The organism is Streptomyces parvus (assembly GCF_032121415.1).
GTDB classification, from domain to species: domain Bacteria; phylum Actinomycetota; class Actinomycetes; order Streptomycetales; family Streptomycetaceae; genus Streptomyces; species Streptomyces globisporus_A.
In genome coordinates this window covers 2,876,011-2,894,200 of sequence record NZ_CP135079.1, presented here as the reverse complement: position 1 = coordinate 2,894,200, position 18,190 = coordinate 2,876,011, and the positions used below count along the sequence as shown (strand labels likewise).

At 72.9% G+C, this 18,190-nt stretch carries 16 protein-coding genes and 1 pseudogene; 8 read left to right on the top strand and 9 right to left on the bottom strand.

What is annotated here, in order from left to right; all coding sequences use genetic code 11:
- Positions 1-84: 84 nt before the first annotated feature.
- The 3 genes from RNL97_RS13835 to RNL97_RS13825 all read left to right on the top strand — a co-directional run bounded on the left by RNL97_RS13835 (position 85) and on the right by RNL97_RS13825 (position 2,797).
- The gene (locus RNL97_RS13835) at positions 85-624 is read left to right on the top strand and encodes a GNAT family N-acetyltransferase (protein WP_030588636.1); all 540 of its coding nucleotides are present in this window, start codon (positions 85-87) and stop codon (positions 622-624) included.
- A 74-nt stretch (positions 625-698) separates the two neighbouring features.
- On the top strand, positions 699-992 hold the full coding sequence (locus RNL97_RS13830; protein WP_032766239.1) for a DUF4229 domain-containing protein: 294 nt from the start codon (positions 699-701) through the stop codon (positions 990-992).
- Positions 993-1,408: 416 nt separating this feature from the next.
- Positions 1,409-2,797, top strand: a complete 1,389-nt coding sequence (locus RNL97_RS13825; RefSeq protein ID WP_030588641.1) for a dicarboxylate/amino acid:cation symporter — start codon at positions 1,409-1,411, stop codon at positions 2,795-2,797.
- A 93-nt stretch (positions 2,798-2,890) separates the two neighbouring features.
- Here the strand turns inward: RNL97_RS13825 and RNL97_RS13820 are convergent, their stop codons facing one another.
- On the bottom strand, positions 2,891-4,153 hold the full coding sequence (locus RNL97_RS13820) for an alpha/beta hydrolase family protein (RefSeq protein ID WP_313750745.1): 1,263 nt from the start codon (positions 4,151-4,153) through the stop codon (positions 2,891-2,893).
- A 202-nt stretch (positions 4,154-4,355) separates the two neighbouring features.
- Here RNL97_RS13820 and RNL97_RS13815 point away from each other — a divergent pair, with 202 nt between their 5' ends.
- Positions 4,356-5,000: a TetR/AcrR family transcriptional regulator gene (locus RNL97_RS13815; RefSeq protein WP_030588647.1), complete on the top strand. Its 645-nt coding sequence runs from the start codon at positions 4,356-4,358 to the stop codon at positions 4,998-5,000.
- Between the two features lie 28 nt (positions 5,001-5,028).
- On the opposite strand, the gene RNL97_RS13810 is transcribed toward RNL97_RS13815, so the two are convergent.
- From RNL97_RS13810 to RNL97_RS13780, 7 genes are all read right to left on the bottom strand, one after another.
- Positions 5,029-5,535 carry a MarR family winged helix-turn-helix transcriptional regulator gene (locus RNL97_RS13810; protein WP_030588649.1) on the bottom strand — a complete coding sequence of 169 codons (507 nt, stop codon included), beginning with the start codon at positions 5,533-5,535 and terminating at the stop codon, positions 5,029-5,031.
- A gap of 48 nt (positions 5,536-5,583) precedes the next feature.
- Entirely contained in the window at positions 5,584-5,994 is a 411-nt protein-coding gene (locus RNL97_RS13805) for an STAS domain-containing protein (protein ID WP_313750744.1), read from the bottom strand.
- Positions 5,991-7,085 carry a cobalamin B12-binding domain-containing protein gene (locus RNL97_RS13800; protein WP_243314253.1) on the bottom strand — a complete coding sequence of 365 codons (1,095 nt, stop codon included), beginning with the start codon at positions 7,083-7,085 and terminating at the stop codon, positions 5,991-5,993. Before RNL97_RS13800 ends, RNL97_RS13805 begins: the two co-directional genes overlap by 4 nt.
- Positions 7,082-8,665 carry a PP2C family protein-serine/threonine phosphatase gene (locus RNL97_RS13795; RefSeq protein WP_030588655.1) on the bottom strand — a complete coding sequence of 528 codons (1,584 nt, stop codon included), beginning with the start codon at positions 8,663-8,665 and terminating at the stop codon, positions 7,082-7,084. Before RNL97_RS13795 ends, RNL97_RS13800 begins: the two co-directional genes overlap by 4 nt.
- A 327-nt stretch (positions 8,666-8,992) precedes the next feature.
- Positions 8,993-10,189, bottom strand: a complete 1,197-nt coding sequence (locus RNL97_RS13790) for a PP2C family protein-serine/threonine phosphatase (RefSeq protein ID WP_030588657.1) — start codon at positions 10,187-10,189, stop codon at positions 8,993-8,995.
- A gap of 132 nt (positions 10,190-10,321) precedes the next feature.
- Positions 10,322-11,155, bottom strand: a complete 834-nt coding sequence (locus RNL97_RS13785; protein ID WP_030588659.1) for a MaoC/PaaZ C-terminal domain-containing protein — start codon at positions 11,153-11,155, stop codon at positions 10,322-10,324.
- A gap of 5 nt (positions 11,156-11,160) precedes the next feature.
- Positions 11,161-12,483 (bottom strand): 3-oxoacyl-ACP reductase, encoded by a 1,323-nt coding sequence (locus RNL97_RS13780; RefSeq protein ID WP_030588660.1) that lies wholly within the window; start codon positions 12,481-12,483, stop codon positions 11,161-11,163.
- A 100-nt stretch (positions 12,484-12,583) separates the two neighbouring features.
- Here RNL97_RS13780 and RNL97_RS13775 point away from each other — a divergent pair, with 100 nt between their 5' ends.
- The 4 genes from RNL97_RS13775 (at position 12,584) to RNL97_RS13760 (ending at position 17,976) form a co-directional block, all read left to right on the top strand.
- Positions 12,584-13,879, top strand: a complete 1,296-nt coding sequence (locus RNL97_RS13775; RefSeq protein WP_243314251.1) for an acetyl-CoA C-acetyltransferase — start codon at positions 12,584-12,586, stop codon at positions 13,877-13,879.
- 95 nt (positions 13,880-13,974) lie between these two features.
- Positions 13,975-15,897 (top strand): AMP-dependent synthetase/ligase, encoded by a 1,923-nt coding sequence (locus RNL97_RS13770; RefSeq protein WP_313750743.1) that lies wholly within the window; start codon positions 13,975-13,977, stop codon positions 15,895-15,897.
- Between the two features lie 197 nt (positions 15,898-16,094).
- Positions 16,095-16,931, top strand: coding sequence for a M23 family metallopeptidase (locus RNL97_RS13765; RefSeq protein ID WP_030588666.1), 837 nt, complete (start codon positions 16,095-16,097; stop codon positions 16,929-16,931).
- A gap of 175 nt (positions 16,932-17,106) precedes the next feature.
- On the top strand, positions 17,107-17,976 hold the full coding sequence (locus RNL97_RS13760; protein WP_313750742.1) for an MOSC domain-containing protein: 870 nt from the start codon (positions 17,107-17,109) through the stop codon (positions 17,974-17,976).
- 24 nt (positions 17,977-18,000) lie between these two features.
- Here the strand turns inward: RNL97_RS13760 and RNL97_RS13755 are convergent.
- Positions 18,001-18,156 (bottom strand): annotated as a pseudogene (locus RNL97_RS13755) (hydrolase); the annotation flags it as partial.
- Positions 18,157-18,190: the final 34 nt, after the last annotated feature.

The following is an 18,190-nucleotide window of genomic DNA, read 5'->3' as shown; positions in this document are numbered from 1 at the left end:
GCCCCGGCCGTCGTTACCGGCCGGGGCTTTCTCATGTTCCGGACAGGGTTGAGCCGCCCTGGCGGTAATGGCTAACATTGCTCAATGACCCTTACTTTTGAGCTGGATCCCTCGTTCACCCCCGAGCTCCGCGACGGCATCACCGCCCTGTGGGCCGATGTGACCAACGCGGGCGGGGCCGTCGGCTTCGTTCCGCCCGTCACCCCCGAGCAGATCCGGCCCGATCTGCTCAAGCACCTGGCCGCCATCGAGAAGGGGAAGGTCAGGCTGCTGGTCGGCCGGGACGAGGGCGGCGCGGTCGTCGCCACCGCGTTCCTCACGCTCAACGACCACCGGCTGCTCCAGCACTGGCTCATGCTCTACACGGTCATGGTCCACCCCCGCCTCCAGGGCAAGGGGTACGGCCGCGACCTCATGGCGGCCGCCGCCGGCGCCGCGCGCTCCATCGGGGGAATCGAGGCCATCCGGCTCACCTGCCGGGGCGGCACCGGCAACGACCGCTTCTACACCGCTTGCGGCTACAAGGAGGTCGGCCGGGTCCCGGACGCGATCCGCGTCGCCCCCGGCGACGACCGCGACGACATCATCATGCTGCTGCCGCTCGGAGACCCGGCAACCCCCTGAACCGAGAGAATTCGGGCCATGCTTCACTGGACGGGCAGAGTGTGCCGACCGTTCATGGGAAGAGAGGGCCAGCCGTGTCCGCTGCCAAGCCGAGCGCGATGATCCGTTACACGGCTTTGCGCCTGCTGATCTTCGTCGGCTGTTTCTTCGTCGCGGGTGTCGCCGTCCACTTCGGGCTGATCCCCTCGGGGCTCGGCGGCTCCAACATGATCTGGGTGATCCTCCTCGGCCTCGTCCTCTCCGCGCCGCTCAGCTATGTGCTGCTGCGCAAGCAGCGCGACGAGATGTCCGAGCAGATCGTCGCCGGCGTCGACCGCACCAAGGCGCGCCTGGATGCCAACCGCACCCGCGAGGACGTCGTTCAGTAACGTTCCTCACACGCGCGCCGCGCGCGACCTCTCCCTTTCTGCTTCTTTCCACCGGACCCTGTACCGGAGCGAGCCGCTCCGGTACAGGGTCCGGTGGCGTTTCCCGGACAGGTGCGGGGCCGGAGCGTCGCCTCCGAGCCAAAGAAAGGCTTTGAGCTTCTCAAAGTTCAAGTGTTAACGTATTCGACGTGAAGACAGCAGTGCGACTCCGTCATGCCGCGAGCCCCCCGCTCGTGGCGCGCCTGCATGTCGATCTCTGCCGCTGTATGTCCGCGGTCTGTTGCCGCGAGGTCTGATACGGCATCATGCGGCGGCGCCGCCCCTCGACGCGGGCGCCGCGACCCCGTCCCCGTTCCACCGCACGACCGCACGGATGGCTTCCGTGTGTCCCGATGCGTCCTCACTGGAGTGTGTCCGTGTCCGCGAACCCCGCGTCCACCGCCCCCGAGGCCGAGCAGCCCACAGGCTCCGGCTCCGGGTCCCGTCCCCGTATACCCAAGGTCCCGTTCTGGGCCCAGATCGTCACCGGTCTGGTCCTCGGTGTGCTGCTCGGCTGGCTGGCCCGCAGCCAGGACCTGGGCTGGCTCGTCACCACCCTCGACGAGATCGGCTCGCTCTTCGTCCAGCTGCTGAAGCTGGCCGTCGCCCCGCTGGTCTTCTTCGCGATCCTCGTGTCGATCACCAACCTGCGGCAGGTCAACAACGCCGCCCGGCTGGCCACCCGCACGCTGCTCTGGTTCATGATCACCTCGCTGATCGCGGTCGGCATCGGCCTCGCGATCGGTCTGATCACCAACCCGGGCTCCGGCACGGGCCTCACGCCGAAGGACGGCGCGCTCTCCGAGACCAAGGGCAGCTGGATCGACTTCCTGACCGGCATCGTCCCCAGTGACGTGATCACGCCGTTCACCGAGCTGAACGTGCTCCAGATCGTCTTCATGGCCGCCGTCGCCGGTATCGCCGCCCTCAAGCTCGGCGAGAAGGCCAAGCCGATCCTCACGCTCAGCCAGTCGATCCTGGAGCTGCTCCAGAAGGCCCTGTGGTGGGTCATCCGCCTCGCCCCGATCGGCACCGTCGGCCTCATCGGCTACGCCATCGCCGACTACGGCTGGGACCTCATCGGCAAGTACGCCACGTTCACCGCCGACGTCTACATCGGCTGCGCCCTGGTGATGTTCGGCGTCTACCCGCTGCTCCTGGCCACCGTCGCCAAGGTCAGCCCGCTCCAGTTCTTCAAGGGCGCCTGGCCCGCGATCCAGCTCGCCTTCGTCTCCCGCTCCTCGGTCGGCACCATGCCGGTCACCCAGCGGGTCACCGAGCGCCTCGGCGTTCCGAAGGAGTACGCCTCCTTCGCCGTGCCGTTCGGCGCCACCACGAAGATGGACGGCTGCGCCGCGATCTACCCGGCGCTGGCGGCGATCTTCATCGCGCAGATCTTCGACGTGCAGCTGGGCATCGGCGACTACCTCCTCATCGCCTTCGTCTCGGTGATCGGCTCGGCGGCCACGGCCGGTCTCACCGGCGCGACGGTCATGCTGACCCTCACCCTGTCCACGCTGGGCCTCCCGCTGGAGGGTGTCGGCCTGCTCATGGCCATCGACCCGATCCTGGACATGATGCGCACCGCCACCAACGTGGCCGGCCAGGCGCTGGTTCCGGTGATCGTCGCGGCCCGCGAGAAGGTCCTCGACCACGACGCGTACAACTCCGCCTCGCCCTCCCCGATCGACTCCTTCGGCGACGACGCCGACCGGGACGGGGTCCGCGACGCGGAGCCGAAGACCGCGGTGCCCGCCACCGCGTAGCGCCCCGGCAGACGCGAGAGCGCCCCCGGTCCACGTCCTGCGACGTGGACCGGGGGCGCTCTCGCGTTCCCGCCCTGGCCGACCCCCGTACGGTCAGGGGCGCTGGAAGAGCACCTCGGGGTGGGCGGGCGTCGGGCCGTCCAGCAGCCGGGCCGGCCGGCCGCGCAGGCTGCGGTCGAAGAACGCGGTCACATAGGCGCGGGTGATCGTGGTCGAACGGGCCGCGGAGAGCGGCGCGTGCGGGTCCACGAGGCCGAGCTGCTCCCCGATCGCCGGGGTGTCCGTGAAGGTGAAGTGCCCGGAGTCCCGGACCGTCAGCCACCGCTTGAAGCCGTCCAGCCGGGCCCAGCCCTCGTCCCAGGTCGTGTCACCGCCGGGACCGTGCCCGGGGTCGGTCCCCAGCATCAGGAACGGGCGCCCGCCCAGCCCGCGGGCGGCGACCGGGTCGAAGAACGTGCCGTCCATGGTGACGCCCGCGTCGACCCGGCGGTCGGCGGCCATCGTGGAGGCGGCCGCGTTTCCCCCGATGGAGTGGCCCGCCATGCCCACCCGCCGCGCGTCGATCGCCCGGGCGTGCCGCCAGGCCGGGCGCGGCCCGGTCAGCCGGTCCAGCAGGAACGAGAAGTCGGCGGCCCGCCCGGTGGAGACGGCGGCCAGCACCGTGCGCCGCCCGGCTTCGTCGGGCTGCGCGTCCACCTCGTCGCAGGCGGCACAGGTGAGGACCCGCCCGTCGGGCAGTTCCGTACCGGTCGACTCGTAGGGATGGTCCGCCGTCGCCACGACATACCCCCGGCTCGCCAGCTCCTCCGCGAGCCCGGTCAGCGTCGCCCGGGGCGTGCCGAAGCCGGGGGAGAGCAGGACGAGAGGGAAGCGCCCCGGGGCCGGCCGGGCGTCCGTACGGGAGAAGGTCCGGGTGGCGGCGACCCGGCCGGGCCACTTCGGGTCGTCGAGCCCGCGCTGCGCGAGCATCAGCCGCGCCTCCGTCTCCGGCATGTACGGGGCCGGGCCGTCGCCGCTGCCCGGGCGGGCCGGGTAGTGCAGCGACACCATCAACCGGCGCGGACCGGCGGCCGGCACCCAGGGGTCGGTCCGCTCGTGGTCGGTGAGGAACAGGGTGTCGCGGCCGGTTGCGTAGGGGCCGGTGGGGCGGGGGAGCGTGAGCGCCGAGGGGGCGGCAGGGGCGCCGGAGGCGGGCGGGACGGCGGCCGACGCAGGCGGTAAGGCCGTCGCCGTCGTTGCCCGGCCGGACGCCGAGGCGGGCGTGGCCGTCCCGGCGAGCGCGGCCAGGGAGGCCAGGGCCAGCGCCGCGGCGGTCGCGGCGGCCCCGGCCCGTCGGTTGCGAAGGGAGATCGTCATGCCCGCCACGCTAGGCGGCGGCCCGGACGGCCCGCGTCGGACGTCGGTCGGAACCGTGTAGGCCCGAGGTATGACGCTCCTCGGCCCCGGATCGTCCGGCGGTCTGTCTGATCACTCGCTGCTCGCTCCCTGCGACGCCGGGCCGCCCGCCGCCGTAGGGTGGAAGGGGAGCAGGGCAGTGGGGGCGGGGAGGAAGCCGGACGTGGGTGCTGTGAAGAGCAAGCGGATGCCGCGCGCCGTGCGCGAGCAGCAGATGATGGACGCCGCCGTGCGGACCTTCGGGCAGCGCGGCTACCGGGCCGCCTCGATGGACGAGATCGCGGAGCTGGCGGGCGTCTCCAAGCCGTTGGTCTACCTGTACCTGAATTCCAAGGAGGACCTGTTCTCGGCCTGCATCCGCCGCGAGGCACTGGCCCTGCTGGAGGCGGTGCGGGCCGGGGTGGACCCGGAGCTGCCCGCCGACGCCCAACTGTGGGCGGGGCTGCGGGCGTTCTTCGTCCACACCGCCGAGAACCCGGACGCCTGGTCGGTGCTGCACCGTCAGGCGCGCTCGCACGGGGAGCCGTTCGTCAGCGAGGTCGGCTTCCTGCGGGACGAGATCGTCGCGTTCGTGACGGGCCTGATCGGAGCAGCCGCCCGGGAGGCCCACAGCGATCCCGCCCTCGCGGACCGCGATGTGGCGGGCCTCGCCCAGGCCCTCGTGGGGGCCGCGGAGTCGCTGGCGGGCTGGGCCAACGACACTCCGGACGTCTCGGCGAGGGAGGCCGCGGCGACGTTGATGAACTTCGCCTGGGCGGGCCTGGAGAACCTGATGCACGCCCGGCCCTGGACGCCCCCGGCCGGATAGCCCCCGCCGCGGACGCCCCCCCCGGGGCTCAGGCCGCGGAGTGGCTGCCGGGAGCGCGGTGCTCCGCTCCGTACGCGTTGTCGAGCTGTGTCCGGAGTCCCGCGAGGCCCTGGGCGAGGGCGTCGCGTTCGCCGGGGGCCATGTCCTCGATGGCCCGGTGGAGCATGGTGTCGCGCTGCGCGCGGATGCGTTGCAGGTGCTCCCTGCCGGTGGCGGTGAGCCGGAGCGCGATCTCACGGCCGTTGTCCGTACACGGCAGGCGTTCGAGGAAACCGATGGCCTGCAGGCGGTCGCACATGCGGGTCACGGTCGGCGGCGCGGAGGCGAGTCGCCGGCACACGGTGCGCATGCGCACGGGCTCCTCGCGGTCCACGACGTACATCAGGCGGAGCTGGGACGTGGAGCCGGGCGCACTCATTCCCGTGGTGGCGTTCCTGGCGTGGTCCCACATCACGTCGAGGAGCTCGACGATCGAACTCGCGGCGTTCGTCGGCTCCTGCCCGATCCCGGGGGTGGCGGCCTCTGATGCGGTCATGGTTGCCCGTCGGTGGGTGCTTCTCCCCGGTGAGCGCCGGGCAGTGACTCAGGTGGTGCTGATCGGCCCGGTGGGGGGCGCCGCCCCGGTACCCGCCTCGGTGGCCGACGGCGCCGGGGGCCGGGTCGGAGGCGGGGCCGTCAGGTGGCCCAGCGTACCGGTGAGGCTCAGGAGCCGCTCCAGCCGTGCGGGCCGGTCGTCCAGATGCAGCCGCACTCCGGCCTCCGTGGCGCGGCGGGCGATCATCAGCAGGGCGCACAGGCCCATGGAGTCGACCGCGCCGAGCTCCGCGCAGCGCAGATGCAGATCGGTCAGCGCGGGGCGTGCGTCCAGCCGGCCGGTGGCCTCCTGCACCAGCAGGTCGGCGTTGTCGTGGTCGAGGTCTCCGTGAAGCTCTATACGGACGCTGTCCTGCTCGTCGACCGTGGTCAGCCGGAGGTGGTGGGGGTGCGTGGTCATGCGGTGATCCCGGCGGCGGTTGGTTGGTCGGTGACGAGAGCCCGGGTTCCCGCCCCGAGGATGCGGACGGCCCGGGAGAAGTCCTTGAGCTCCCCGGCCAACAGCTCCAGGGCCGGCGGCAGGCTCGAAGCGGGTACGCCCCGGGCGACGAGGATCCGGGCGGTCCAGGTGATGAACCGGGTGAAGAGCTCCTCGTCGTCGAGGTAGAGGGCGGTGGCCAGGTAGTCGACGATGTGCGCGAGGTCCTCGGCGGTGCGCTCGCGCTGCACGGCGCCGTAGGAGCGCATCGCGGGGAAGGCGCCCTCCAGCGCTGTGTAGACCTCGCGCACGAGGGAGGCGCTGCTGCGGGAGACCAGGGTGTACTCCTGGTCGGCCAGGTGGGGCAGGTCGTCGAGCTGCTGGTGGTCCGGCTGCGGCCGGGGCAGCGGATTGCGGGCGAGGAGGTCGGCGGCGGCGCGGGCGTCGGGGGCCCAGGCGTCGGCGCCCAGCGGCTTCGCGTACCGGCCCTCGGGTCCGAAGGCGGCCCCGCCGACGAGGACGGGGACGCCGATCGCCTGGCAGGCGGTGATCGCCGCGTGCGCGGTGGGCAGCCGGGTGGGGATGGAGCTGGAGAGCGCCACCGCGTCGGCCCGGGTGCGGTGCAGGTGCACGATCAGGTGCGGGGTCGGGACCTGCGAGCCGAGGTAGTCGACCCGCCAGCCGCGCAGTTTGAGGACCTCGGCCAGCAGGCGGGCGGGCAGCCCGTGCCACTCGCCGTCCACACAGGCCACGGTGATCCGGCCCCGGGTGGTGGCGGTGCGGGCGGCGGGGTGCGTGCTGAGGGCGGCGACGGCCCGTTCGTTGATGGCGGTCGCCGCGTGCTCCTGGGCGACGCTCATCCGATTGGCCGCCCATTCCTCACCGACACGGCCCTGCACACGGGCGATCACGTCCAGCAGGACGCTCTCCGGATCGGCCCCCTCGTCGAGCAGGCGCAGGAGGAGGTCGGCGGCCGCGCACTCGTCCCCGGCCGAGACGGCGTTCCACAGCAGCTCCACCGGCCGCTCGGCGCGTTCGGCGTCGCAAGGGCGGTGCGTGGTGCTCGTGCTCATGCGGTGTACCTGCCCCGCGTGTGCCCGTTCACCGCGCTCAGGTGGTGGGTGCGGGGCGCGGAGATCACGACGACGGCCATGTCATCGTGCGAACCGTCGCTCAGCCACTGGGAGGCCAGCATCTGCACGTGCTCCACGATCCCCTCGGCGGGCATGCCCGCACAGCCGGAGAGGGCGCGCTTGAGCCGCTCCTCCCCGAACAGGTCGCCGCCCATCGGCCCGCCCTTGGCCTCGGTGATGCCGTCGGTGTACAGGACGCACGACTCCCCGGGAGCCAGGGACGCGGTGGTGGTGGTGGAGGCGATGGCGGGGATGGCCCCGATCAGGGTGCCGCGGGTGTCGGCCTCCTCGACCGTGCCGTCGGCGCGGACGATCAGCGGGCGGGGGTGACCGCCGCTGGTGAGCTTGAGGTCCACCATGCTGCCGCGCCGTACGGCGGAGGCCAGGACCATGGTCGCGAAGCGGGTGTGGTGGGAGCTGAGCATCGAGGTGTTCAGCAGGTCGAGCATCCGCTGGTGGTCGTCGGCGAAAGGAAGCAGCGCGTGCAGGGTGTTGCGGATCCGGCCGGTCAGCACGGCGGCTTCCAGCCCCTTGCCGCACACGTCCCCGAGCAGCACCAGGGACGCATCGCCCTCCACGGTCGCGGGGTGGACGTCGTAGAAGTCGCCCCCGATCCGTTCGTGGTCGGCCGAGGGCCGGTAGCCGCCGGCGAAATCCACTCCGGAGATCTGGTGCAGGGCGGGGGGCAGGAGTTCCCGCATCAGCAGCTCGCTGATCGAGCTCTGCTCCGCGTACAGCCGGGCTGCCGACATCCCGGCACCCGCGCGGGCGGCGAACAGCCGGGCGAAGACCTCCTCCTCCTCGCTGAAGGCGGCGGTCTCCGCCCTGCGCAGCAGGACGAGCACTCCGGCCGGGACTCCGTGCCCGGGCAGCGGGGTGATCACGATCGAGCCGATGGGCCCCATGCCCTCGGGTTTCATCCACGCGGGGGCCGCGCCGGGGTCCATCCACCGGGAGGGAACCGGTGGGAACCCCCGCAGCGCCTCTCCCAGTCCCGGCACCGCGTCGGGGTTCACCGTCACGGTGGTCGTCTCGGGAGCCCCTCCGCGCAGGCAGGTCACCACGGGCAGCCGACGGCCGCGCGCCGGCGCGATCACGAGAGCCGCGTCGGCGAGGCTCTCGGTGGCCATCTGCGCGGTGACGTCCATGCAGCGCTCCAGGTTGAGGGAGGACAGCAGAACGCTGGACGCCTTCGCGAGGAACGCGCTGAGCTCCCTCTCCACGCGCAGCGCCTCACGGACGAGCCGGTGGTCGGTGTCGTCCACCAGCCACCAGGCGACGGAGCCGTCGTCCCGGACCGTGGGGTGCGCCTCGAAGTACCGGCCGTCGATGTCGCCGGCGGCAACCCGCCCGGTCTCCGGCGCGCAGTACGGGCCCGGGGAGTTCAGCCCGGCGTGTGCGTCGCGGAGCCAGTCCGGCACCACGTCCGCCAGGGGCGCCCCGGGGGCCGCGGCGGGCAGCAGGGCCTGGGCCGCGTCGTTGCACCGTGCCACGACGCCCTGGACGTCGGCGATCAGCACCGGGTACGGCGCCCGGCCCCACGGGAAGTCCGGACGCGTGTCGGGACGCGTGTCGGGACGCGTGTCCGGGCGGGTTCGCGCTTGGGGAAAAGCCACATGCCGAGGGCCCGCTGGGCGAACCCCTCACCTCATCAACTAGACGATTGCCTTGAGGCAACCTTCGCGCACGTCGTGCTCGCCTGACAACCCGGCCCCCCTCCCGCACGGGTTTCCCCGGGCAGAAGGTCGCAGAGTCTTCACCCGGCGGCCACATATTGACCGGGCGCGGTCGACGGTCGGCCCCGGGGCTCGGCGGTTCAGCGGCCCGGCCGGATCAGACGCCCGCCGTCACGGCCCCGCCGGACCCGGCGCCTCGCGGCCGTGCCAGTCCAGGCACATCACGAGCGAGTCGTCCGCGGCCGGTCCCGATCCCCGGTGGCCCAGGAGCTCCTGGAGCATCACCCTCGGCACCTGCGGCGCGGGCAGCAGCCGTGTGCTGTTGATCGAGGCGGCCAGCGCTCGGAGGCTGTACCTCTCGCCGGCCGGGGACAGCGCGTCGTAGACGCCGTCGCTGATGAAAAGCAGCCGGTCACCGGGCTCGACCTGGAAGCGCTGCGCGACGTAGTCGGTGTCCTCGAACATGCCCAGGGGCATCTGCGCCTCGAACGCGATCTGCTCCACGACCCCGTCGCGCACCCGCCACACCCGGGGTGATCCGGCGTCGACCACTTCCACCTCCCCGGTCGGGAGGTGGAAGCGGAAGAGCAGGGTGGACAGGTACTGGTCCCCGCCGTGCTGCCCGTACACCGCCTGGTCGGCCAGGTACGCCTGGTCGCTCAGGCTGAGGCCGGCGCGGCGGGCGTTGCGCAGCGCGTTGACGCAGAGGTTCGTCAGCAGCGCGGCGTGGATGCCCTCCCCCATGCCGTTGCTGACGGTCACGTACAGGTCGTCGGCCGAGGCCGACCAGTCGAAGCTGTCGCCGAAGATGGCGTAGGCGGGCTCCAGCTGCGCGCCCAGGCTGTACTCCGGACGCGCGCACGAGCGGCCGGGCAGGAGCTGCCACTGCATCTCGGCGGCCAGGGTGAGCCGTTCCGCCCGCCGGGCCTGCAGGAAGAGGTCGGTGTCCCGCTCCGCCACGACCACCTCGTGCGCCAGGGCGTCGGCGCACTCCTGGAGATCCGCGAGGACCTCGGCTGTCGGTCCGCCGCCCTCGTGCGCCGCCAGCGTGACGCTGAGAACGCCCAGCCGGTCTCCCCGGACGCTGACCGGGAGGTGGGCCGTCACCGTGGAGGCCGAGGGGTCCGGTACGCAGTGCGGAGCCTGCGCGCCGAAGGCGCGACCGGGCGCGCTGTCGTGCACCGGGACGGGGGTGCGGGTGTCCGGAAGGACGCCGACGGGCTGCAGCCGGGTCATCGCGTAGTCGGCGAGCAGCAGGTCCACCGTACGGGCCCGGTGGCGGCTCTCGATCACCGAGCGGACCACGTCGAAGATCTCGTGGGGCGCGGCCTCACGCAGTGCGCGCTCGACCGCGCTGGGTCTCTCCACCGTTACCGGCCCTGCTTTCTCGTGCATGTGTCCCCCGGTCGGCGTCGGTGACGGCCAGCCGGAGCGGGCGGGAGCCCACAGGGGAGTGTCACATGCGCGCCCCGGGAAGCGGAGCTCGGGAAGCAGTGACGCCTACGCCTTCCGGGTCACCGTCCCCACGAGGTGGACGCGCCCCTTCGTCCCGCGCAGCGCGAAGGCGTTCCCGGCGGCGTCGGCGGCGTACGTCACGGTGGCGGGCAGCAGGACGGGGGCCCTGAACTCGGCCCGTACGGAACGGACCGCGGCGGCGTCCCCGGCCTCGGCCAGGCAGCGGGCGACCGTCCACATACCGTGCGCGATGGCCCGGGGGAAGCCGAACAGCCGGGCGGTCAGCGGGTGGAGGTGGATCGGGTTGCGGTCCCCGGAGACGGCCCCGTAGCGCCGTCCGAGGTCGCCGGGCAGCCGCCACTCGGTGACGGCGGGCAGCTCGCCGGCGGCGTCCGGGGCCGTGCGGGACGGGGGGTCCGCAGGTGCCGTCGCGTGCCGGGACAGATAGCCGCTGCGGGACTCCCACACCAGCTCCCCGCCCACCCGCGCCTCGGTCGCCATCGTGACCTCGGTGCCTCGCCGGTGCGGGGCCAATCCCTCCGCATACACGGTCAGTTCGAGTGGTTCGGTGGGCTGCGCGGTGCGGTGCGGGGTGATCTCGATCCAGGTGTGGACGAGCCCGAGGACCGGCAGTGGGAAGGCGCGCTCCGTCATCAGCCGCATGGTGAGCGGGAAGGCCAGTACATGCGGATACGTCAGCGGCAACGGGCCGGACTCGGCGAACCCGCAGATCTTTCCGTACGCCGCGAGCGGCCCGGGCGCGACGGGCGCGGCCGGGCGGGTCAGGCGGCCCCGCGGCACGGTGGCGTCCGGCTGCCCGGCGCGCTTGAACGGTGAGGTGAGGGCCCCGCGCACGAGCGAGGCGCTGAGTGAGGTCATCGGTCTCACGCCCCCAGCAGGCTCTGGCCGCAGACGCGCAGCACCTGGCCGTTGACGGCGGTGGAACCGGGCTGCGCGAACCAGGCGACGGCCTCGGCGACGTCCACCGGAAGCCCGCCCTGGGAGAGGGAGTTCATGCGGCGTCCCGCCTCGCGGATGAACAGCGGGACGGCGGCGGTCATCTTCGTCTCGATGAACCCGGGGGCCACCGCGTTGACGGTGACGCCGTGGTCGGCGGCGGCGCGCGGCCCGAGCGAGCGGACGAGGCCGATGACTCCGGCCTTGCTGGCCGCGTAGTTGGTCTGGCCGTTGTTGCCCGCGATGCCCGCGATGGAGGCGGTGGCGACGACCCGGCCGCCCCGGTTCAGGGTGCCCGAGGTGAGGAGTTCGTCGGTGGTGCGGAGCACGCTGTCGAGGTTGACGTCGATGACCTGGGCCCAGCGGTCGGCCGGCATGTTGGCGAGGCGGCGGTCGCGGGTGATGCCCGCGTTGTGGACGAGGACGTCGAGCCCGTCCGGTGCGGCGGCGGCGATGCGGGCGGCGGCGTCCGGCGCGGTGATGTCCAGCGGCAGCGCGGTGGCCCCGAGCCGGTCGGCGGTGCGCACCAGGTCGTCCTGGGCCTGGGGGACGTCCAGCACGATCACGTGCGCCCCGTCGCGGGCCAGCACCGAGGCGACGGACGCGCCGATGCCCCGCGCCGCGCCGGTGACCAGGGCGGTGCGGCCGGTGAGCGGGGCGTCCCGGTCGGCCACGGGGTCCGGGGCCGCGGTGGTCAGCTCGATCACCTGGCCGCTGACGTAGGCGGACCGGGGGGAGAGGAGGAAGCGGAGGGTGGACTCGGCGGCCCCCGGCGCGGCCCCGGCCGGAATCCGCACGAGCTGGGCGGTGGAGCCGCGCCCGATCTCCTTCCCCAGGGACCGGACGAAACCCTCCAACGCCTGCTGGGCAGCGGCCTGATGGTGGTCATCGGAGGACGGGGGCGTGCCGATGACGACGATCCGGCCACCGGGAGTCTGCGACCGTACAACAGGATGCAGGGCCGCGTGCACCTCGGCGAGACCCCGGGCGGAGGTGACCCCCGTGGCGTCCAGCACGATCCCGGCGGGTCGTGCGGCGTGGGCGTCGACCGTCAGCCCGGTCGTGGCGAGCGCTTTCGCCAGCTCGTCCGTGATCGCGGAGTCCCCGGCGGTCAGATGCAGCAGCGGCCCGTCCAGGCGCTGCGTCCGAAGGGTCCAGCGGCGCAGCGGGGCGGGCTGCGGCAGGCCGAGCCGGCGGGTGAGGAAGCGGCCGGGTGCTGTGCCGGTGAGGTGCAGATAGCGATCGGCCATTGTCCTGACTCCCTGCTCGGTCGTAGATTTACTCTGGAGTAAGGTTACTGAAGAGTCAGGAGCTGGTCGAGATGAACAATTCCGGACCGACCGAGACGAGATGGTCACGATGACGCGCCAGGACCCGTTCGTGCCGCTCTCCCCGCCCCAGCCGCGCCGCGTCGCGGTGCTCGGCGGCAGCCGCACCCCCTTCGCCCGCTCCGACGGCCCCTACGCGACCGCCTCCAACCAGGACCTGCTGACGGCCGCGCTGAACGGCCTGGTCGAGCGGTACGGCCTGGCCGGGGACCGGGTCGGGGCGTTCGTCGCCGGCGCGGTCCTCAAGCACAGCCGTGACTTCAACCTGGCCCGCGAGACCGTCCTCGGCTCCGCCCTCGATCCTCGTACCCCGGCGTACGACATCCAACAGGCCTGCGGCACCGGCCTCCAGGCGGTCATCGCCGCCGCGAACCAGATCGCGCTCGGGTCCGTCGACTCGGCGATCGCGGGCGGCTCCGACACCACCAGCGACGCCCCGCTCGGCGTCAACGACGACCTGCGCCGCATCCTGCTCGCCGCCCGCCGCGCGAAGACGACGGGCGCCCGCCTCGCGGCCCTGGCCGCCGTACGCCCCCGCCACCTCGTCCCCGACATCCCGCGCAACGCCGAACCCCGCACCGGCCTGTCGATGGGCGAGCACGCCGCCGTCACCGCCCGCCGCTGGGCGGTCACCCGCGAGGACCAGGACCTGCTGGCCGCCACGAGCCACCAGCGCCTGGCCGCCGCGTACGAGCGGGGCTTCCTGGACGACCTGGTGGTCCCGTACCGGGGCCTGGACCGAGACCAGAACCTGCGCCCGGACTCGACGGCCGGGAAACTGGCGCGCCTGAAACCGGTGTTCGGCACTCTTGACCCCGACCCGACGATGACGGCGGGCAATTCGACCCCGCTGACGGACGGCGCGGCCACGGTCCTGCTGGCGAGCGAGGAGTGGGCGCGGGACCGGGGCCTGGAACCGCTGGCCTACCTCTCCCTCCACGAGACGGGCGCGGTCGACCACGTGGACGGCGACGACGGCCTCCTCATGGCCCCGGCGTACGCGGTGCCGCGCCTGCTGGAGCGGGCCGGCCTGGGCATCGAGGACTTCGACCTGTACGAGATCCACGAGGCCTTCGCCTCCCAGGTGCTGGCCACCCTCGCCGCCTGGGAGGAGCAGGGCCTCGCCCCGGTGGACCGCACCCGCCTGAACGTGGCCGGCTCCTCCCTGGCCACCGGCCACCCGTTCGCCGCGACGGGCGCCCGGATCGTGGCGACGCTGGCGAAGCTGCTGGCGGAGCGGGAGGGCCCGGGCAGGGGCCTGATCTCGATCTGCGCGGCGGGTGGGCAGGGGGTGACGGCGATCCTGGAACGCCCGTAGCCCCGTTGCTCCCCCTTTCCCCCTTGTCCCCAACCCTGCCGGACGGATGACCCGGCGAACCGACCCGCCCGACCCCCCGAACCGAGGAGCCGCACGTGTCAACGCCACCTTCCGCCGTATCCGCCTCCGCAGTTCCGCAGCCCGTCCTGGTCGAGCCGACGAAGAAGCGCGGCCCGGACGGCCGGGTCCAGGAGGTCTCCGTACCCAGGTTCGCGCCGATCGTGGAGCGCGGCTCGCTGGCCGAGATCCCGTTCGACAACGCCCGGGAGGCGCCGGGGGACCTGGTCCTCAGCCGTAAGGACGCCCAGGGCGCGTGGCAGGACGTGAGCTCCGCCGCGTTCGCCGCCGAGGTGCTTGCGGTGGCCAAGGGCCTGGTGGCGGAGGGGCTGCGGGCGGGGGACCGGGTCGCGATCATGGCCCCGACGACGTACGAGTGGACGCTGCTGGACTTCGCGGCGTGGGCGGCGGGCCTGGTGACGGTCCCGATCTACCCGACCTCGTCCGCGTTCCAGGCCCGCTGGATCCTCCAGAACTCGGGCGCGGTGGCGTGCGCGGTGGAGACGAAGGAGCAGGGCCGCCTGATCAGCCAGGAGCGCAAGCAACTCGGCGACCTGGCGCACCTGTGGCAGTTCGACACGGGGGCGATCGGCCACCTGAAGTCCCTCGGCAAGGACATCCCGGACGCGGCGGTCGCGGCGCGCCGGGCCACCCTGGAACCGCACAGCCCGGCGACCCTCATCTACACCTCGGGCACGACGGGCCGCCCTAAGGGCTGTGTCCTGACCCACGGCAACTTCTTCGCCGAGGTCGACAACGCCATCGAACTGCTGCACCCGGTCTTCAAGTCGGTGTCGAAGGAACCGGCTTCGACCCTCCTCTTCCTCCCCCTCTCCCACGTCTTCGGCCGCATGGTGGCCATCGGCTGCATGCGGGCGAGAGTCCGCCTGGGCCACGCCCCGTCGATCCGGACGGAAGACCTCCTGGCCGACCTGGCGGGCTTCCGCCCCACGTTCCTCCTGGCCATCCCGTACGTCCTGGAGAAGGTCTACAACACGGGCCGGGCGACGGCGGAGAAGATGGGCCGCGCCTCGTCGTTCGACCGCGCGGCGAAGATCGCCCAGCGCTACGGCAAGGCGGTGGAGGCCGCCGAACACGGCACGGGCCCGGGCCCGGGCCTCGGCCTGCGCGCGGCCCGCGCCCTGTACGACCCGCTGGTCTACCGCCGCATCCGGGCGGCGCTGGGCGGCAAGGTCCGGTACGTGATCTGCGGCGGCTCCCCGCTGGGCCGGCGCCTCGCGTCGTTCTACGAGGGCGCGGGCATCGGCATCTTCGAGGGCTACGGACTCACCGAGACCACGGCCGCCCACACGGTGACCCCGCCCCTCAGGCCCCGCCTGGGCACGGTCGGTTGGCCGCTGCCCGGGACCTCGGTGCGCATCGCGGACGACGGCGAGGTGCTGCTGAAGGGCGGCCAGGTGTTCCGGGGCTACTGGGACGGGGAGCGGGCGGAGGTGGCCCCGGCGCTGCTGGCGGACGACTGGTTCCCGACGGGCGACCTGGGCGCGCTGGACGAGGACGGCTACCTGACGATCACGGGCCGCAAGAAGGACATCATCATCACGTCGGGCGGCAAGAACGTCACCCCCGCCCCACTGGAGGACTGGCTGCGCGCCCACCCCCTGGTCAGCCAGTGCATGGTGGTCGGCGACAACCGCTCGTTCGTCACCGCCCTGATCACCCTGGAACCGGACGGCCTCCAGCACTGGCGGCGGATGACCAAGAAGCAGGACATCCCGATGCGCGACCTGGTCCACGAGGAGGACCTGCGCACCACGCTCCAGAAGGCGGTGGACGAGGCCAACCGCCTGGTCTCGCGCGCCGAGTCGATCCGCAAGTTCACGGTCCTGCCGGTGGACTTCACGGAGGAGAGCGGCCACCTGACGCCGTCGCTGAAGCTGAAACGGGACGCGATCGCACGCGACTTCGCGGGGGAGATCGAGGAGTTGTACCGGAAGTAGCTGCCGATGGGGGGCGGGGCCCGGCGGAGGGCCGGGCCCGGCCCCTGTTCCCGCCACCGAAGTTGCGGCACTCTGGTGCCGTTCAACTCGCGTAGATTCCTGGCCGCCTCGCGCCAGGGCGTCACGCACCCAAGGCACTTCGTACTCGCACCTCGCGCTCCACCGCCCGGTTGCCGACCCGAAGGACTTCCCCGCCCATGCGACGCTCGCCCCGCACCTGCCTCCTGGCACTCCTCGCCCTCCTCGGAGGGCTGCTCACCGTCACCGCCACCGCGTCCCCCGCCGCGGCTGCCCCGAACTTCAAGGCGCCCTACGCCTGCGGCCAGCAGTGGACCTACAGCCATCACTCCGCCGAGGTCAGACAGGCTCTCGACTTCGTCCGCACCGACGGCGGGGGGACGGCCGGCTCCCCGGTCCTCGCCTCGGCCGCCGGGACCGCGTACCGCTACTCCCAGCCGAGCGGTGCGGGCAACTACATCGCCGTCGAGCACGGCGGCGGCTGGAAGACGTACTACTTCCACCTCGCCGCGTTCTCCGTCGCCCACGGGGCCCAGGTCGCCCAGGGCCAGCAGATCGGCACCACCGGCTCCACCGGCAACAGCTCCGGCGCGCACATCCACTACGAGCAGCTCTACAACGGCGTCGGCCAGACCATCGTGATCAACGGCCAGTCCCTCGCGCCGTATCCCGGCTCGTACTACAGCAAGTACCTGACCAGCGACAACGGTTGCGGTGGCGGCGGAGGCGGAAAGTACTGGGTCGACACCTTCGCCAACGCCACCGGTTACGCCGCCGCCGACACCGCGGACGCGCAGGGCGTCCTCAACGCCGGTACCAACTACGTGTACTGCAAGGTGTGGGGGGCGCGGGTCGGCACGGCGAGCCAGTTCAACCACTGGTGGCTGCGCACCGACCTCGACGTCGTCTACGCGGGCAAGAACGGGCGCAACGCGTACGTCTCCGCCTATTACCTCTCCCGCTGGGGCAACGACGAGGCCCGCGACAACAGCGGGACGGTCATCCCGAACTGCTGACGCGTGGTCCCTGCCCCGGGGCGGCTCGGGGCAGGGCGGCGCGGGGCCCGGCGCAGCGGCCCTTCCGCGGTGGGACGCGAAAACCGTCGATCATGTTTCGCGCGACCTGGCACCCTGGCCTTGAGGGCCCGACGGCAGCAGACCCGCGGGCAGGGCGTTGCGAAGGAGAGGCCGCATGGCCACGGTCGTCGAGCTGATCACCTACCCCGTCAAGGGCTGTGCGGGAACGTCCCTGGACAGGACGCACCTCACTCCGGCGGGTCTCGCGCATGACCGCAGTTTCATGGTCGTCGGTGTCGACGGCGTCTACCGCACCCAGCGCCGCGACCCCCGCCTCGCCCTCGTCCGGCCCACCGTCAGCGCCGACGGCACCGGGCTCACGCTCGCGTCGGCGGAGCCGGAGGGCGGTCGCGGCGCGCTGCACCTCGACGTCACCACCTCCGCGCCCCGGCGCGACGTCGACCTGTTCGGCGCGACGTACCAGGGCATCGACCAGGGCGACGAAGCCGCCGCCTGGCTCACGGACTTCCTCGGCGCCCCGAGCCGTCTGGTCCGCGTACCGCCGGAGCACGTCCGGAAGACCGACGGCCTGACCCCCGGCACGACGGGCTACGCCGACAGCGGGGCCGTCCACGTGCTCTCCCGCGCCTCCCTCGCCCGCCTGCACACGCGGCTGGCCGAGCGCGGCGCCCCGCCCCTGGCCATGGACCGCTTCCGCCCGAACATCGTCGTCGACAGCGTCCCCGGGGGGCGCCAGGGGGCGGACTGGGCGGCGGAACCCCACGCCGAGGACCGGATCCGCCGCGCGACCATCGGCGCGGCCGAGCTGGGCTACACCAAGCTCGCCGTGCGCTGCGCGGTCACCCTGGTCGACCAGGAGACCGGGGCCCGGGGCGGGCCGGAGCCGTTGCGGACGCTCGCGGACTACCGGCGCTTCTCGGCGGGCGGGGTGGTGTTCGGCGCGAAGTTCGCCGTGGTGCGGCCGGGGGAGCTGTCGGTGGGCGACGAGGTGGCGGTCGAGGAGTGGGGCGAGGCGGAGGCCTGACGGCATGCGCCGCTCCGGGGGGCGTCACTCGAAGAACTTCAGGCTCCACCCCTTGCCGGACGTGGGGCCGGGGGCGTTGGCGCGGGAGCAGGTGGTGTCGCCCCACCGGACGAACGTGCCGGTGCACCAGTGGCGGTTCGCCCAGGAGTACCGGGTGCCCTTCGCGACCGCGTGGTACATCGAAGCCGCGTGAGCGCGCGCGGTGAACCCGGCG

What these genes read in the sequence shown, in the direction of transcription:
- RNL97_RS13835 (WP_030588636.1), top strand. Translation starts at nt 85, where the DNA reads ATGACCCTTACTTTTGAGCTGGATCCCTCGTTCACCCCCGAGCTCCGC.
- RNL97_RS13820 (WP_313750745.1), bottom strand. Translation starts at nt 4,153, where the DNA reads ATGACGATCTCCCTTCGCAACCGACGGGCCGGGGCCGCCGCGACCGCC.
- RNL97_RS13810 (WP_030588649.1), bottom strand. Translation starts at nt 5,535, where the DNA reads ATGACCGCATCAGAGGCCGCCACCCCCGGGATCGGGCAGGAGCCGACG.
- RNL97_RS13805 (WP_313750744.1), bottom strand. Translation starts at nt 5,994, where the DNA reads ATGACCACGCACCCCCACCACCTCCGGCTGACCACGGTCGACGAGCAG.
- RNL97_RS13800 (WP_243314253.1), bottom strand. Translation starts at nt 7,085, where the DNA reads ATGAGCACGAGCACCACGCACCGCCCTTGCGACGCCGAACGCGCCGAG.
- RNL97_RS13785 (WP_030588659.1), bottom strand. Translation starts at nt 11,155, where the DNA reads ATGACCTCACTCAGCGCCTCGCTCGTGCGCGGGGCCCTCACCTCACCG.
- RNL97_RS13780 (WP_030588660.1), bottom strand. Translation starts at nt 12,483, where the DNA reads ATGGCCGATCGCTATCTGCACCTCACCGGCACAGCACCCGGCCGCTTC.
- RNL97_RS13775 (WP_243314251.1), top strand. Translation starts at nt 12,584, where the DNA reads ATGGTCACGATGACGCGCCAGGACCCGTTCGTGCCGCTCTCCCCGCCC.
- RNL97_RS13765 (WP_030588666.1), top strand. Translation starts at nt 16,095, where the DNA reads ATGCGACGCTCGCCCCGCACCTGCCTCCTGGCACTCCTCGCCCTCCTC.
- RNL97_RS13760 (WP_313750742.1), top strand. Translation starts at nt 17,107, where the DNA reads ATGGCCACGGTCGTCGAGCTGATCACCTACCCCGTCAAGGGCTGTGCG.